The organism is Epilithonimonas sp. 33E (genome assembly GCF_059372615.1).
This window is the reverse complement of sequence record NZ_CM182009.1, coordinates 2,789,321-2,802,522: the sequence shown is the minus strand read 5'-3', so window position 1 is coordinate 2,802,522 and position 13,202 is coordinate 2,789,321. Positions and strand designations below refer to the sequence as shown.

Annotated in this window: 13 protein-coding genes and 1 tRNA gene; 6 read left to right on the top strand and 8 right to left on the bottom strand. The window is 36.6% G+C overall.

The annotated features are described in order from the left end of the window. Positions 1–4 precede the first annotated feature (4 nt). From AC5P2S_RS12865 to recF, 4 genes are read left to right on the top strand one after another with little or no spacing between them, the layout of a single operon-like run. Positions 5–1,804 (top strand): hypothetical protein, encoded by a 1,800-nt coding sequence (locus AC5P2S_RS12865; RefSeq protein ID WP_494555133.1) that lies wholly within the window; start codon positions 5–7, stop codon positions 1,802–1,804. A 43-nt stretch (positions 1,805–1,847) separates the two neighbouring features. Continuing rightward, a complete protein-coding gene (locus tag AC5P2S_RS12860; protein ID WP_120214621.1) occupies positions 1,848–2,087 on the top strand; it encodes a hypothetical protein in 240 nt (79 codons plus the stop codon). Next, positions 2,075–2,383, top strand: coding sequence for a type II toxin-antitoxin system RelE/ParE family toxin (locus tag AC5P2S_RS12855; RefSeq protein ID WP_494555132.1), 309 nt, complete (start codon positions 2,075–2,077; stop codon positions 2,381–2,383). The genes AC5P2S_RS12860 and AC5P2S_RS12855 overlap by 13 nt, the downstream gene beginning before the upstream one ends. Then, positions 2,380–3,459 (top strand): DNA replication/repair protein RecF, encoded by a 1,080-nt coding sequence (gene recF, locus AC5P2S_RS12850; RefSeq protein WP_494555131.1) that lies wholly within the window; start codon positions 2,380–2,382, stop codon positions 3,457–3,459. Before AC5P2S_RS12855 ends, recF begins: the two co-directional genes overlap by 4 nt. A gap of 152 nt (positions 3,460–3,611) precedes the next feature. On the opposite strand, the gene cdd is transcribed toward recF, so the two are convergent. Then, positions 3,612–4,091, bottom strand: coding sequence for a cytidine deaminase (gene cdd, locus AC5P2S_RS12845; protein WP_283416674.1), 480 nt, complete (start codon positions 4,089–4,091; stop codon positions 3,612–3,614). A 78-nt stretch (positions 4,092–4,169) separates the two neighbouring features. Here cdd and AC5P2S_RS12840 point away from each other — a divergent pair, with 78 nt between their 5' ends. Beyond that, entirely contained in the window at positions 4,170–4,697 is a 528-nt protein-coding gene (locus AC5P2S_RS12840) for a hypothetical protein (protein ID WP_494555130.1), read from the top strand. Here AC5P2S_RS12840 and arfB read toward each other — a convergent pair. Continuing rightward, positions 4,687–5,079: an alternative ribosome rescue aminoacyl-tRNA hydrolase ArfB gene (gene arfB / locus AC5P2S_RS12835; RefSeq protein WP_494555129.1), complete on the bottom strand. Its 393-nt coding sequence runs from the start codon at positions 5,077–5,079 to the stop codon at positions 4,687–4,689. The two genes, AC5P2S_RS12840 and arfB, sit on opposite strands and share 11 nt — an antisense overlap. A 199-nt stretch (positions 5,080–5,278) precedes the next feature. Then, positions 5,279–6,367 (bottom strand): AMP-binding protein, encoded by a 1,089-nt coding sequence (locus AC5P2S_RS12830; RefSeq protein WP_494555128.1) that lies wholly within the window; start codon positions 6,365–6,367, stop codon positions 5,279–5,281. 100 nt (positions 6,368–6,467) lie between these two features. Here AC5P2S_RS12830 and AC5P2S_RS12825 point away from each other — a divergent pair. Beyond that, positions 6,468–6,538, top strand: a tRNA-Gln gene (locus AC5P2S_RS12825). A 119-nt stretch (positions 6,539–6,657) separates the two neighbouring features. Here the strand turns inward: AC5P2S_RS12825 and argS are convergent. The 5 genes from argS to AC5P2S_RS12800 all read right to left on the bottom strand — a co-directional run bounded on the left by argS (position 6,658) and on the right by AC5P2S_RS12800 (position 13,108). Then, positions 6,658–8,421, bottom strand: a complete 1,764-nt coding sequence (gene argS, locus AC5P2S_RS12820; protein ID WP_494555127.1) for an arginine--tRNA ligase — start codon at positions 8,419–8,421, stop codon at positions 6,658–6,660. A gap of 161 nt (positions 8,422–8,582) precedes the next feature. After that, positions 8,583–9,947, bottom strand: a complete 1,365-nt coding sequence (locus AC5P2S_RS12815) for an MATE family efflux transporter (protein WP_494555126.1) — start codon at positions 9,945–9,947, stop codon at positions 8,583–8,585. Between the two features lie 118 nt (positions 9,948–10,065). Further along, entirely contained in the window at positions 10,066–11,250 is a 1,185-nt protein-coding gene (locus tag AC5P2S_RS12810; protein ID WP_283416680.1) for a sigma-54-dependent transcriptional regulator, read from the bottom strand. A 262-nt stretch (positions 11,251–11,512) separates the two neighbouring features. Next, entirely contained in the window at positions 11,513–12,676 is a 1,164-nt protein-coding gene (locus tag AC5P2S_RS12805; protein ID WP_494555125.1) for a M28 family peptidase, read from the bottom strand. 93 nt (positions 12,677–12,769) lie between these two features. After that, complete coding sequence (locus tag AC5P2S_RS12800; RefSeq protein ID WP_283416682.1) at positions 12,770–13,108, bottom strand: hypothetical protein; 339 nt, start codon at positions 13,106–13,108, stop codon at positions 12,770–12,772. Positions 13,109–13,202: the final 94 nt, after the last annotated feature.

Below are 13,202 nucleotides of genomic sequence, written 5' to 3'. Positions count from 1 at the left end.
CCGAATGTTCAATAACAAATCTATTCTCCTGATTATTGTCTTTTTAAGTTTCTTTTCCGTTGCTGAGGCGCAGGAGAAAAAAGATTCGATTTATTATAAGATTGAAGAATTTTCAGATAAAAGAAAATTTACAAGATTCATTCACCGCTTTATATTTCGTCGGGAAGCTGATTCTGCGTCAGTTGCTACAAGAACGGAAAAGCAATCTCAGGAATCTTATGATGGAAAATTTATTCGGGATATAAAAATTGAAACAATCGACCCGTTTGGATACAACACCAAAGAAAAAAAAGAGAAAGCGAAATGGTACGACTGGTTCACGAATCATCTCCATTCCAACACCAGAATCTCGACGGTTAACAATTATTTACTTTTCAGAAAAGGTGAAGCTTATAATGCACAAAAACTCTATGAATCCGAACGCTTGCTGAGAGAAATGCCTTTTGTCAACCGTGTAAAAATTGCAGTTGAAAACAGTTCTAACGACTCAATTGATGTTGTTGTGAAAGTTTTGGATTCCTGGAGTTTGAAACCAAGATTAAGCTATTCCGGTAGCAAAATAGGATTAGGTGTAACAGAAGAGAATTTCCTTGGTCTTGGCCATGAAGCGGACTTTCTTTACAGGAATGATTCCAAAGAAAAACAGGATTATTTCTATGGAAGTTATACGGCGAATAATCTTTTTGGAAGTTATATTACTGCACAAATTTTGGGAGAAAAAGATTTTTTGAAAAATGAGCGCATCAACCTGAGTGCAAGACGTGATTTTTTCTCGCCTTTGACAAAATGGGCAGGAGGTTTCACTTTCGAATATTTTATGCGAAATGTAACCTTGCCAATGGATGATCTGACAGAGTTTCCGGAAGTTCAGATCAAAGTTTACAGTCAGGATTTGTGGGGTGGTTACCAGATACCCGTTTCGTCTAATCCTGCTGAAAGAATCTCCAGTAATATTGCTTTAATAGGTCGATTCCAGAATTATCAGTATAAAGACAGTCCGGGCATTGATCAGTTTCAGTATTTCCGTTCGTATAATAGTTTTTTGGCTTCGGCGGGATTTATCCAGAGAAAATTCTCGGTGGAGAAACAGGTTTTCCAATACGATTTGCCTGAAGATATTCCTTACGGAAATGCATTTAATGTTACAGCCGGTTTACTCTCCAGAAGTAAGGAAGTTGTTCCCTATGCCGGGCTTTCTGCGGCTTATGGTGACTTCACGAAAATAGGATATTTTAATATCAAAGCACAGTTCGGACGGTTTTTTAATGAAGAAAGAATTAACCGTGATGCATTTCGCGTCGATGGAACATATTTTACCAACCTTATGGACTGGAAATTTGCCAAGGTCCGTCATTTCTTTTCGCCGACTCTGGCTTTGGGTAATCCACAAAATAATTATTCCTACAAAGACCGGATCAACCTTTCTGCTAATGATGAATTTCCTGTTTATAATTATGATTATATCGGGACAAAAAAGCTTGTTTTGAGATACCAATTGCAGTTTTTCATCAGCAAAACCTGGAAAAATTTTCATTTCAGTCCATATTTGACAACGGCTGTTGGTTGGCTGGGAATGCCGGATGAGAAATTATTGAAAACCAGTATCAATACAAAAGTTGGAATCGGGGTTCTGATCAACAATCCTTATCTGGTTTTCAACAGGATTCAGGTTTCTTTTATGTATTATCCGAAGGTGCCATTTGACAATAGTTCTGTTTTTGATTTCAACAGCTATAGAAACAATATGATGCCGATGAATAATTTTGCGGCTGATATTCCGCATTTTGTGAACTTCGGAAATTGATTTTTTTGTTAAGAAGTTTTATCTTTACATAAATTTTTGAGGGATGGAAAATATTGAAGTATTAAGAAGCAAACTGGTAGAAAGAATCTTTTCTACTACGAATGTCAATTTCTTACAAGCTGTTGAAAATCTTTTTTTGTCTGTTCAGCCTGAAGAAGATGCAAAATATATTTTGTCCAAAAGTCAAAAAGAAATGATTCTAGTTGCGGAAGAGGATATTAAATATGGGCGAACTATTTCCGACGAGGAGTTAAGAAAATTGGATGAAGAATGGATGAAGTAAAGGTCATTTGGACAACGCTTGCAATAAAACAGAGAAACGCCATTTTCGATTACTGGAATAATAGAAATAAAAGTAATCGTTATTCTATAAAACTAAACCTTACTATTTATCAAAAAATTGATTTATTAAAGTCTAATCCTTTAAGTGGTATTGAAACCAATTTCGAACCATACCGAATTCGGCATTTTGAAAATTACGGATTGGTCTATAGATTAGAAAAAGATTTACTCTACATTATTTCTTTGTGGGATAATCGGCAAAATCCGAGTAAACTGAAAAAACTTTTGGGATTATGATTATCAACAAACTTTTACTCATCAATTTTAAGAGCCACTCGGAAAGAGCTTTCGAATTTTCTCCTCAAATCAATTGTTTTGTCGGGAATAATGGCGTAGGGAAGACTAATGTTCTGGATGCGCTTCATTATCTTTCTGTAGGGAAAAGCTTTCTTGGAAATTCTGATATTAATAATGTGAAATCTGATGAAGATTTTTTTGTTATTGAATCCGAAATTCAGAATGAAGAGAAAGAGGATATTATTAAAATTCTTCAGCCAAAAGAATCTAAAAAAATCATCAAGAAAAATGATAAAAATTACGATAGATTAGCCGACCATATTGGCTATTTACCGAGTGTGATGATTTCACCTTACGATTCCAATCTGATTTCCGATTCCGGGGAAAGCCGAAGAAAATTTTTGGATGCGATGATTTCGCAAACCGATTCTTCTTATCTTTTTGATTTGATCCAATATCAGAAAACTATCCAGCAGAGAAACGCTTTACTGAAATATTTTGCGAAGAACAGAGTCTTCGACAAGGATTCTTTGGAGATCTATGACGAGCCGATTTCCAATTTCGGAACAAGGATTTTTGAGAAAAGAAAAGAGTTTGTTGAAAAACTGAATCCCATTGTTCAGCATTTTTACGAAATCATTTCCGGTGGAAAAGAAATCGTGAATGTTATCTATGAATCGCATCTTTTGACTGAAGATTTTCACAGCCTTTTATCTGGTTCAATTGATAAAGACAGAGCTTTGACCTACACTTCCAAAGGAACACATAAAGATGACTTGCTGTTCGAGATGAATGGGAATTCTATCAAAAAAATCGGTTCGCAAGGCCAGCAGAAATCTTTCTTGATTTCACTAAAATTAGCTCAGATCAACCGAATCAAAGAATTGACAGGAAAGTCTCCAATCCTTCTTCTGGACGATATTTTTGATAAACTGGATGATACCAGAGTTTCTCAACTAATCGAATTAGTTAACAAAGAGAGTTTTGGGCAGATTTTCATTACGGATACGCACAAAGAGCGGACAGAAAATGTGGTGAGAAGGATCAACGAAGAGAGTAGAATCTTTGAAATTTGAAAACGTTGAAAAGAAAGACTAACCTTCAACATAGCCCTGATGGGAACGGCATCCTTTTTTGTCTGTTTTTAACGGACAAAAAAGATACAGTGGACAGCAGGCTAGCAGGCTGGAACCTTCTGCCGAAGAACTAACGGTTTGCTCCTGAAAAATTATAAAAAACTTGCATCAAAAGAAAACGGCAACAGATCCCGAATGGATTTTGTTTTCAGTATTTCCCCGTCAAGCGATGCAAAGTAGATTTCGATTTCCTCTTTTTGTTTGGACTCATATTCCAGAATTGATTGCCTGCAAGCACCACAAGGCGGAATTGGAGTAGAAGTTAACGCATCTTTTGGTGCACCAATAACAAAAAGTTTTTTGATTTTCACGTCAGGATAATTGGCCGAAGTCCAAAAAATTGTGGTTCTTTCCGCACAAAGTCCGGATGGATACGCGGCATTTTCCTGATTGCTCCCTGTGATGATTTCGCCATTTTCCAGCAGAACCGCACAGCCGACCAGGAAATTGGAATAAGGTGCATAAGCCTGCTCGCGGATGGTTTTAGCTTTGTCAAAAAGTATTTTTTCTATATCATTGAGTTTTTCGTAACTCGGGATCACTTCAAAGTTGATTTTTATCTCTTTTTCCATTTTTTAAAATGAGGGAGGTAAAAATACATTTTTTGTGGAAATAAATTAACATTAATTGAAAAAAAACATCTAACAGATATGTTACGAATATTTTTAGCAGCTATTCTTATGTTTGTTATTGGACTGACGAAAGCTCAGGACAAGATTTTTTGGAGTGAAAACCGAAAGCTGGTCTGGGAAGATTTTCAGTCAAAAAACCAGCCGAACACTTCCAAAGCTGCTGCTACAACCTTTTGTGGAATCTCTTATTTGTTGAATAGCCCAACCAAAAAATTCAGTTCCAAAGAAGTTAAGATCGAATCTTTTTTTGTGCCTTCAAAATCGTGGGCGCACAGTGACCACAAAACGGATTTGGTTTTGATGCACGAACAAAGTCACTTTGACATTGCCGAACTGTTTGCGAGAAGATTCAGGAAATTAATCAGCGACAAAATACTCGACGCAAAGACACTTCAAAAGCATTATACTAATGTTTATGAGGCTTATAAAGATTTTCAGCAGGATTATGAAACGGTTACCAATCACGGGAGAATTCGTGAGAAGCAATTGGAGTACAGTGAGAAAATCAATCAGGAAATAGAAAAATTGTCAGACTTTAAAATCTGAATTTTCGATTTTCTTTTTTCTCGGACAACTTCTTTTTGTTGTCGATGCGTTTCTGGACTTGACCTTTTGAAGGCTTTGTAGCAATACGTTTTTTTGGAACAAAGAGTGATTTTTCCACAAGTTCCGACATTTTCTCTGTCACAATTTTTTTGTTCTGTAATTGTGTTCGGCTTTCCGACGAGGTCATTTGCAGCAACCCTTCGGAATTGATTCTGTTTTTCAGCTTTTCCGAGATCCGCATTTTCTCATCAAAAGAAAAAAACTGACTTTCCATTACATTCCAAATCCCTGTCACAGCTGTTTCTACTTTATTCACGTTTTGTCCGCCAGCTCCGGAAGAGCGGGAAGTTTTATAACTGATCTCGGTAGAAAAATCTTTCATTTAGTTTTTCAAAATTCCCTTCCTTTGGAGGGGTGGCAAATTTTTCTTGAAAAATTTGACGAGGTAGTTTATTAATATATTTTGGGCAATTGCCACAGATTTCCCACTGCAAATCCAATCCTAATCTGTGTCACCGCGCTATCCACTATTATCTTTTGCTTGCCTTGCAAGGCAAGCAAAAGGATAACTGCTACTATCACTATTGCAAACCGTGTGTCATTTCTTTCACCAGTTGTCGGAGTTCGGAACGGTTCACCTTTCCGTTCGGCGTTCTTGGGATTTGTTCAACAAAAATAATCTCTTTTGGCTTATGAAATGACTTTTCGAATTTAAGATTTGAGATTTGAGACTTAAAATTTTGTAACTCGGGATTTAAATCATCATTTGTTAAGCCTTGCATCTTGTATCTTTTATCTTCAATCACCAAAACTAATTTCTGTCCTAATTTTTCATCCTCAATTCCAAGAAAAACAGCTTCATTTGGAATCTCTTTTTTGACTAATCTTTCCAATTCCTCCGGAAAAATCTTTGCTCCCCCGGAATTAATTACGTTATCCAATCGTCCCAAAAATCTGAATTGTTTTTTGGTTTTCAGCTCAACCAAATCATTGGTCTGCAAAACTTCCGCATTCAGTTGGGGTGCAAATATTTTTAAGCAACCTCTTTCGTCTAAAGAAATATCAACACCGTCAAAAACCGTAAACCAATCTTCCTGACTGGGAAAAATTTTTTTCAAAGCTATATGAGAAAGCGTCTCACTCATGCCATAGGTCTCGAAGATTTGTGTTTGGGAATTGGAGCGTTGAAGAGTTTGATAGATTTTAGTTTTTAAAGTTTCTGAAACTGTGGCGCCACCGATAATCAGATTTTTGATCCAGTGAATTTTGTCCAAAGAATTTTCAACCTGCAAAGGTGTCATTGCACAAAAATCAATTTCTTCTTTAAGATTTTCTAAAGGTTTGAGAGAAGGTTGAGCAATTTTTAGTTTTAATTGTTGTGAAATGCTTCTTACAACCATCATTTTGCCTGAGATATATTCAATCGGAAGACAGAGTAGTGCCAGATCTCCTTCCTTTAAACCTAGAAAATCACAAGTCATCTCAGCAGAATTCAACATTTTTGATTTTTCGATATCAAACACTTTAGGCTTACCTGTAGAACCGGAACTCTGAACTTTTACCGTTTTGGACTCCGAAAACCATTCTTTTATAAAGTCTAAAACTTTGGTTTCAAATTCATTAGATGAGTCCGGGTTAATGCGTAATGCTTTGGAAAGGTCGATTAACATTAGGTTGAGCGAAAATTTATTTTATAAAATTATTGATTTTTTTTCAGAAAAAGTTTGGAAGTTAAAAAAAAAGCTATAAATTTGCACCACTTAAAAGAACAGACCCATGGTGTAGCGGTAACACTACTGATTTTGGTTCAGTCATCTGGGGTTCGAATCCCTGTGGGTCTACATTGTAAAATAGCAATCAATTGAATTTCAGTTGGTTGCTTTTTTATTTGATTAATTACAAAAAAAACAAAAAAAACTCCACCGAAAAAGCAGAGTTTTTATTTATTTCTAAGCACAATTTACATTCTGTTTACGACATTAATTCCTAACATGGATAATGATTTCTTAATCGTTTTTCCGGTCAATTCAGACAACTGAAGACGGAACTGTTTCGCTTGCTCATCATCCTGATTTAAGATTGGATTGTTTTGATAAAAAGAGTTGTAAGTTTTTACCAATTCATAAACGTAATTAGCGACTAAAGCTGGACTTAGAGAATCTGCGGCTTTGCTCACAACATCTTTGGATTCGGACAAAAGCATAATCAAATCCTTCTCGTTTTCATTCGGAAGATATGTCCCCAAATCATCTTTTGCAGAATAATCAGCCTTAGCCAAAAGCGACTGAATTCTCGCATAAGTATATTGAATAAAAGGTCCTGTATTTCCATTAAAATCAATACTTTCTGCAGGATTGAAAAGCATTTTTTTCTTCGGATCCACTTTCAGGATGAAATATTTCAAAGCACCCAATCCAACAGTTTCATAAGACTTCTCTTTTTCTTCATCACTCAAACTTTCCAACTTGCCTAGTTCCTGAGATTTTTCCTTCGCAGTCTGGTACATTTCCTGAATCAAATCATCAGCGTCAACCACTGTTCCTTCACGGGATTTCATTTTTCCTTCTGGTAATTCTACCATTCCGTAAGATAAGTGGAAAAGCTGGTCAGCCCATTCGTAACCCAATTTTTTCAGAATTTTGAAAAGAACCTGGAAGTGATAATCCTGCTCATTTCCAACCGTATAAATCAGTTTTTGAATATCATTATCTTTGAAACGCTCCACAGCTGTTCCCAAATCCTGAGTCATATAAACCGAAGTTCCGTCAGAACGCAGCAACAGTTTTTGGTCAAGTCCTTCGTCTGTCAAGTCGCACCAAACAGAACCGTCCTCTTTTTTGTAAAGAATCCCATCTTCCAAACCTTTCTGAATCAAATCTTTTCCAAGAATATAAGTATTGCTCTCATACTGAACCTGGTCAAAATTAACGCCCAATCTGGAGTAAGTTTGATTAAATCCTGCATAAACCCATTCGTTCATCATTTCCCAAAGTTTGCGAACTTCTGGGTCGTTTTGTTCCCATTTCAAAAGCATTTCCTGAGCTTCGATGATAGATGGCGCTTGTTTTTTCGCTGTTTCTTCATCGATGCCGTCAGCAACCATTGCCTTGATTTCGGATTTATACAATTTATCGAATTCCACATAATAGTTTCCGACCAATTTATCGCCTTTCAAACCTGTAGATTCTGGCGTTTCTCCGTTTCCAAATTTTTCCCAAGCCAACATAGATTTGCAGATGTGGATTCCTCGGTCGTTGATGATTTGAGATTTGATAACATTATAGCCGTCCGCTTTCAGAATTTCGGCAACAGAAAAACCGAGAAGATTATTTCTGATGTGTCCCAAATGGAGCGGTTTGTTGGTGTTTGGCGAAGAATATTCCACCATTACCGTTTGATTTTTCGGCGTTATGTTATCAAAATCATTACTGATTTCAGATAATTGTTCAGCGAATAATTGGTCTTTGATTTTCAAATTAAGAAAACCCTTTACCACGTTGAAGTTTTCAACAAAATCAATTTGATTTTTTACTTCTTCGCCCAATTCGTTTCCGATAACATCCGGACTTTTTTTCGCCTGTTTTACCAAAGGAAAAATGACGATAGTGAAATCACCTTCAAACTCAGTTTTATTTTTCTGGACTTCTAGCGTTACGCCTTCGATTCCGTAGAGCTGAGCGATGATTTCGGTTATTTTTGACTGTATATTTTGTTTAATATTCATTTCGAAATTTTGTGTTGCAAATTTAAAAATTTAAAATAGGTTTATGTAATAAAATTATTACATAAAGTTTGTCATTCCGTAGGAATCTAGACTGCTGAGATTCCTACGGAATGACAAAAATGCTTAATAGTCAGCTAAATTAATTGTTAATTCTTTCATTATTAATTAGCTGTAGCCAAAGCTTTCCTCTTGCTCAGTCTCAAAAATCTAATTACCAGTAAAACTGCTGAAATTGTAAGACCAACACCAAGGGCGATCCACATTCCAAATGCTCCCATTTTCAAAGTCACACAAAGAAAATAACCAACCGGAATTGTGAAAACCCAATAAGCTAAGAAGGTAATGACACTCGGGATTTTCACATCCTGAATCCCTCTGAGACAACCTAAAGCTGTCACCTGAATTCCGTCTGATAATTGGAAAAGTGCGGCAATAATCATCAGTTTAGAAGCTAAGTTGATGACCAGAACATCGCTTTCTTTTGTGAAAAAGTGGGGCAGAACATTTCTGAAAAGAATAAACATCAATCCACAGAAGCCCATATAAATTAAGGTTAATTTGAAATTATTAATCCCGATTCTTCTCAATCCGTCAAAGTCTTTAACACCCATTTTATTACCAATCATAACCGTAGAAGCCACACTGAATCCAATACAAAGGTTGAATGTAAACGAAGCCATAGACAACGCAATTTGATGCGAAGCAATATCCGTAGAGCTTATCAATCCACAAATGAAAGCAGCCGCCGCAAAAGCGGTTACCTCAAAGAACATTTGAAGAGCTGTAGGTAAGCCAAGCTTGAACATTTTGTTGAACATCTCCTTTGTGAAAAGACTGATTTTCAGAGAGAATTCTTTAATGTAACGTCTTGTTTTGGGCTCTTTTACCAAAACAAAATACAAGAAAACCACCATAAATATTCTGGCAATCAAGGTTGCTAATGCAGAACCCTGAACGCCCATTGCCGGTAATCCAAACATCCCTTTTATGAAGACATAGTTCAGGACGATATTAATTATGTTTGCAATAATGGTGGCTTTGGTAACTCCAATTGTAAACGACAAACCTTCCGAAACTTCTCTCAAAGTCTGGAACATCATAAATGGGATCATCGTAAATGCCATTATGCTAAGGAAACTAATAGTGTTTGGGATAATTTCTTTCGGCTGATCCATATGATAAATCAATGGAAGTCCGCATAACAAAATAATCATCAGTAATGTTCCGATTCCCAGATTAATTACAAATCCGTGTCTGAAAACGGAATTAATCACATCGTGTTTCTTTTGAGAATTAGCTTCCGAAACCAAAGGCGGAATTGCGAAAGAAAATCCTAACGCCAATACGAAAATGGAAAAGAATAATGCATTTCCCAAAGACACAGAAGCCAAAGCCTGAGCGCCCAAAAGTTTACCAACGATAATGTTATCGAACAGGTTTACAGAAACTTGCCCAACTTGTGTCAGCATTACAGGAAGTGCTAACTTCAGACCTTCCTGCGTATATTGTTTGTTTAAAAAGTTCATTTTATTTCATATAATTTTATTAAAAGAAAAGTCATAATCGCAAACCTTTCATTTTTATTCAAAAAAAACCGTCTCGTTGAAAAGAACGAGACGGTTAAATATTTTTATTTATTTAATCTCATTTCTTTACAAAATTAGCTACGTCGTCAGCAGTTACAGGATCTGCACCTAAGATGATTAATCTTTCCACTACATTTCTAAGTTCTCTGATGTTTCCTGTCCAGTCAAATTGCTGTAAAGCCTTGATAGATTTTTCATCAAATTTCTTTGCCGAAGTTCCGTTTTCGTTCGCAATCAATTGCGTGAAATATTCTACTAACAAAGGAATGTCTTCTTTCCTGTCGTTCAAAGACGGAACGTTGATTTCAATTACAGAAAGCCTGTGATACAAATCTTCCCTGAATTTTCCCTGCTCAATTTCCTTAGCCAGATTTTTGTTGGTTGCTGCAATGACCCGTACATCCACTTTGATTTCCTTATCACTTCCAACAGGGGAAACTTTGTTTTCCTGTAAAGCTCTTAATACCTTAGCCTGAGCCACTAAACTCATATCTCCAATCTCATCAAGGAATATAGTTCCGCCGTTTGCTTGCTCAAATTTTCCGGATTTATCTTTGATGGCACCCGTGAAGGAACCTTTTACGTGTCCAAATAGTTCGCTTTCAATCAGTTCGGACGGAATCGCGGCGCAATTCACCTCAACCATTGGTCCTCTGGAACGCTCGCTTTGTGAATGAATCGCGTGCGCTACCAATTCTTTACCAGCACCATTTGGTCCGGTGATCATCACTCTTGCGTCAGAAGGCGCCACTTTATCGATGATTTCCTGGATTCTTTTAAGCGCAGTGGATTCCCCAATCATCTGATATTTTTTGTTGACTTTTTTCTTGAGCTGAGAATTTTCCTGCTTCAGGTTAGAATTTGCTTTTTGCAGATTGCCTTTGTCTAATGCGTTTTTTACACTTGTTATCAGCCTGTTGATGTCAATAGGTTTGGAAATGAAATCGTAAGCTCCTTCTTTCAGACAGCTAACGGCAGTATCAATATCTGCGTGACCGGAAATCATCACAAATGTTGTCTCCGGTTTTAGCTGGAGGCTTTGTTTCAGAAGTTCGGTTCCGGAAATTTTTGGCATTTTGATATCAGAAATCACCAAAGAAAAATCATCTTTTTCTATGAATTTGAATCCTTCCAAACCGTCTTCGGCAATTTCGAATTGGTAGTCAGGAAGCTCGTCTGATAAAATACTGTGTAGAACTCCGGATATTGCTTTTTCGTCTTCTACTATTAAGATTTTCTGCATAGGCGCAAATATAGTGATTTTAGATTTCGTAAAACGAATTAATTACGGTTGATTATTTTTCAAATTTCGAAAACTTCATAGCAAATTCTCTGCCGAATTTTTTCGCTAATGGTTCAAGCCTCCGCAATAGCGATAGTAACGGTTATCCTTTTGTCTTGTTTTGCAAAACAAGACAAAAGATAATAGTGGATAGCGCGACCCGAGCTGTGGCAAATGCATGGGCGAGGGGATTGCCCCTATGTTTATAATTGCTGAATGATAATTAATCTACAATCAATTTCTTGGTAATCTGCTGATCTTCTACTTTAAATGTTCCTAAATAAATCCCTTTCGGAATTGTAGAAATGTCAATTCTGGTCTGATTTTCTGTTTTGCTGAGGATTTTGCCTTCAAAATCTGTAATGGTAAAGCTGAAACGTTGGGTTTTGCTGTTTAGAAATTCCAATTGCAGATAATCTTTTGCCGGATTCGGGTAGAATCTGAAGCTCATTGCGATTTCTCTGGGCGTGCATACATCCAAAGTCTGACCTGCAACCGCAAAATGCTGAACTGCTCCTGTTGTAGCTTTTGCTATGTTGTAGATATAAACAGGATCCAGATTGACGTATTTATCATTAACGGTATGGGCGTAAGACGTTTCATTATACTCAAATAAGCCGGTGATGATTTCTCCGTTGGCCTGGAAAGGCATATAATCTGAAGCATACGCGTAACTCAGATTGGTTTTCAGCGGCGAATACAAAGTCACGCAATTCATCAATTGTTGTGTAAAAGTATTGGAAGCCGAATTGTTGGAACTAGGACTATTAGATTCGTCTCTCTCGCAGGTGATGATATCATTGGTTTTTCCTTTCACTCCACCAACTTCATCGATGTTAAGAACCAACCGGATGCTCATTTTCGGACTGGTTGCATTCACAACACTTGAAACATAGTGAGCGGAACCTAGTAAACCTTGCTCTTCACCGGAAAAATTGATGAATTTGATAGAATAATCCGTTGAAACATTTTTTAGAAGTCTGGCAACTTCCAGGATTACAGAAACACCACTTCCGTTGTCATTGGTTCCGGTTCCGGTAATTGTATCATAATGGCCGCAGACAATAACGTAAGTGTTGGGATATTTGGTTCCTTGTTTTGTAACGATGATATTGGATGTTGATTGTCCGTTGTAAGTGAAAGTGTCTTTTGTGATTTCAGCATCGGTGTAACCAAAAGAAATATATTTGTTTCTGAGCCAGGTATAAGCATTATTATTGGCGGTAGACCCCGTGGTTTTTACACCCAAGCCTTCAAATTCCTGCAGATAAGTATTGATATTGGTTTGGGAAACCTGATTACTGACATCGGCGTAAGCCTGATTGAATGTTTGAGAATTTGCTAAAAATCCAAGTAAAAACAAACCAAATAAAAGACGTTTTTTCATTACGTAATAATAATTGACAAATATAAAATAAAAAGGAGAAGACTTATAAAAATCTTCTCCTTTCGTTGTGAAAAACTATTACTAACTTAAAAACTAATTGGTTGCTTTTCTTACTTCAGCTTTTACATCTTCTGCAGCATCTTTGGTTTTTTCCCATGCATCAGAAGCTGTGTCTTTGGTGGTTTCCCACGCTTTATCAGCAAAATCCTTGGTATCTTCCCAAGCATCGGAAAGATTTGATTTTAGATTATCGAAGAAACCTTCTCTCGTCGGCTCTTCGTTCTTTCTTTTTTGTTCATCAATATAATTCCTCGCTCTGTCTGCATATTCATTCACTTTGTTTTTAGCTGTGTCGGCTGCATTTTCTAAAGAATTTTCAGTTTTGTTAACAGCTCTTTCTGCATCATTGTATTTTTCGTCGTGCGTACTCATAATATTTTGTTTTTGGGTTAATATTGAAAAATTTGATTTGATGTTACTCAATTATTCAATTAGAATGCCGCAAAGTCTTAATGAACGTTAATCT

Coding starts and splice junctions, on each gene's coding strand:
- AC5P2S_RS12800 (WP_283416682.1), bottom strand. CDS start 13,108: ATGAGTACGCACGACGAAAAATACAATGATGCAGAAAGAGCTGTTAAC.
- AC5P2S_RS12805 (WP_494555125.1), bottom strand. CDS start 12,676: ATGAAAAAACGTCTTTTATTTGGTTTGTTTTTACTTGGATTTTTAGCA.
- AC5P2S_RS12840 (WP_494555130.1), top strand. CDS start 4,170: ATGTTACGAATATTTTTAGCAGCTATTCTTATGTTTGTTATTGGACTG.
- AC5P2S_RS12860 (WP_120214621.1), top strand. CDS start 1,848: ATGGAAAATATTGAAGTATTAAGAAGCAAACTGGTAGAAAGAATCTTT.
- arfB (WP_494555129.1), bottom strand. CDS start 5,079: ATGAAAGATTTTTCTACCGAGATCAGTTATAAAACTTCCCGCTCTTCC.
- cdd (WP_283416674.1), bottom strand. CDS start 4,091: ATGGAAAAAGAGATAAAAATCAACTTTGAAGTGATCCCGAGTTACGAA.
- AC5P2S_RS12855 (WP_494555132.1), top strand. CDS start 2,075: ATGGATGAAGTAAAGGTCATTTGGACAACGCTTGCAATAAAACAGAGA.
- AC5P2S_RS12810 (WP_283416680.1), bottom strand. CDS start 11,250: ATGCAGAAAATCTTAATAGTAGAAGACGAAAAAGCAATATCCGGAGTT.
- recF (WP_494555131.1), top strand. CDS start 2,380: ATGATTATCAACAAACTTTTACTCATCAATTTTAAGAGCCACTCGGAA.
- AC5P2S_RS12815 (WP_494555126.1), bottom strand. CDS start 9,947: ATGAACTTTTTAAACAAACAATATACGCAGGAAGGTCTGAAGTTAGCA.
- AC5P2S_RS12865 (WP_494555133.1), top strand. CDS start 5: ATGTTCAATAACAAATCTATTCTCCTGATTATTGTCTTTTTAAGTTTC.
- AC5P2S_RS12830 (WP_494555128.1), bottom strand. CDS start 6,367: ATGTTAATCGACCTTTCCAAAGCATTACGCATTAACCCGGACTCATCT.
- argS (WP_494555127.1), bottom strand. CDS start 8,421: ATGAATATTAAACAAAATATACAGTCAAAAATAACCGAAATCATCGCT.